Source organism: Peribacillus sp. P4_C12 (assembly GCF_056402095.1).
Genome location: NZ_JBFUIB010000673.1, coordinates 1 through 1,701, shown reverse-complemented (window position 1 = coordinate 1,701; position 1,701 = coordinate 1). Strand labels below are relative to the sequence as shown.

At 37.9% G+C, this 1,701-nt stretch carries 2 protein-coding genes; both read left to right on the top strand.

Translation table 11 applies throughout. The features are described from left to right. Positions 1-45 precede the first annotated feature (45 nt). On the top strand, positions 46-183 hold the full coding sequence (locus AC1DUW_RS27850; RefSeq protein ID WP_379167665.1) for an alanine:cation symporter family protein: 138 nt from the start codon (positions 46-48) through the stop codon (positions 181-183). A gap of 85 nt (positions 184-268) precedes the next feature. After that, a partial coding sequence (locus AC1DUW_RS27845) for an APC family permease (RefSeq protein ID WP_477644057.1) occupies positions 269-1,701 on the top strand: 1,433 nt, incomplete at its 3' end.

The window sequence follows — 1,701 nt, the reverse complement described above, 5'->3', positions numbered from 1 at the left end:
ACTTTAACCAGAAGTGATGTACCCAACAATTACTTTAAGATGTAAATTGACGTATCAAATGTTTTTTTTGTCAAACTTATTAATTATTATGCTTGTTTCTTATTTCAAGCGTTTTGTATTAATATGGCTTCTAGTGTGGGGTCAGGTAACATTACAGGAATTTCCATTGTGATTATTTATTGAACGTACACTAGCACAAATCATTAATCCAGTTACTTTAAAAAGTTAATATTAAGGAATGAATTTTGGAAAGCATGGTGATAAACATATGAATAATTTGCAGAGAAAGATGGGAACATTTTCGTTAACGATGGTAGGACTCGGGTCAATTATTGGCTCAGGTTGGTTATTCGGAGCATGGAGAGCGGCACAAATCGCTGGACCAGCTGCCATTATCTCGTGGATTATCGGGATGATTGTTATTTTGTTTATCGCACTTTCTTACAGTGAATTAGGGGCTATGTTTCCTGAAGCTGGGGGAATGGTAAAATATACGCAGTACTCTCATGGTTCGTTTATAGGGTTTCTTGCAGCTTGGGCAAACTGGATTGCAATCGTTTCTGTAATTCCTGTTGAAGCGATTGCTTCTGTTCAATATATGAGCTCATGGCCTTGGAAATGGGCGGAGTGGACACATGGTTTAGTAGTAAATGGAAGTCTTACTGGGGGAGGCTTAGTAATTGCCTCTGTATTACTGATCGTCTACTTTTTATTAAATTACTGGACCGTTAGTTTGTTTTCAAAAGCTAACTCATTTATTACTGTTTTTAAAGTTATTATACCAGGACTTACGATTGGGGCACTTTTATTTGCTGGTTTTCATGGATCCAATTTTACGTCAGCGGGCAGTATAGCACCTAATGGTTGGGCAAGTGTACTTACTGCTGTAGCAACTTCTGGTATTATCTTCGCATTTAACGGTTTTCAAAGTCCGATTAATATGGCTGGTGAGGCGAAGAATCCTGGACGTTCGATCCCAATTGCAGTAATCGGTTCAATTTTAATTGCAACAGTTATCTACGTTTTATTACAGATTGCATTTATCGGAGCCGTTGATCCGTCTATGATTGTGAACGGGTGGCAACATTTGAATTTCAATTCACCGTTTGCTGACCTAGCAATTGTTTTAGGCCTAAACTGGTTAGTTATTTTACTATACGCCGATGCTTTTATTTCTCCTTCTGGGACAGGGATAACATATACGGCGACAACGTCACGAATGCTTTACGGAATGGAAAAGAATAAATATTTACCAAGCGTATTTGGGAAACTACATCCTCTCTATGGCATTCCGCGTCAAGCTATGATTTTAAATCTAGGTGTATCTTTCTTATTTTTATTCATGTTTAGAGGCTGGGGAGTACTAGCAGAGGTTATTTCGGTTGCGACTTTAGTCTCTTATATTACAGGTCCAGTAACTGTTATGACATTAAGACGCACAGGTAAGAACTTGTACAGACCATTACGTCTAAAAGGATTAAGTATTATTGCACCACTTGGCTTTGTTTTTGCTTCTTTAGTTCTATATTGGGCAAGGTGGCCACTGACAGGACAAGTATTATTTATCATTATGATGGGTCTTCCCGTTTATTTCTATTATCAAGCAAAAATAAAATGGAGGGGGTTCCGTCAAAACTTTTCAGCAGGGCTGTGGATGGTTGTTTACTTACTATGTATGATGACCATTTCATACTTAGGAAG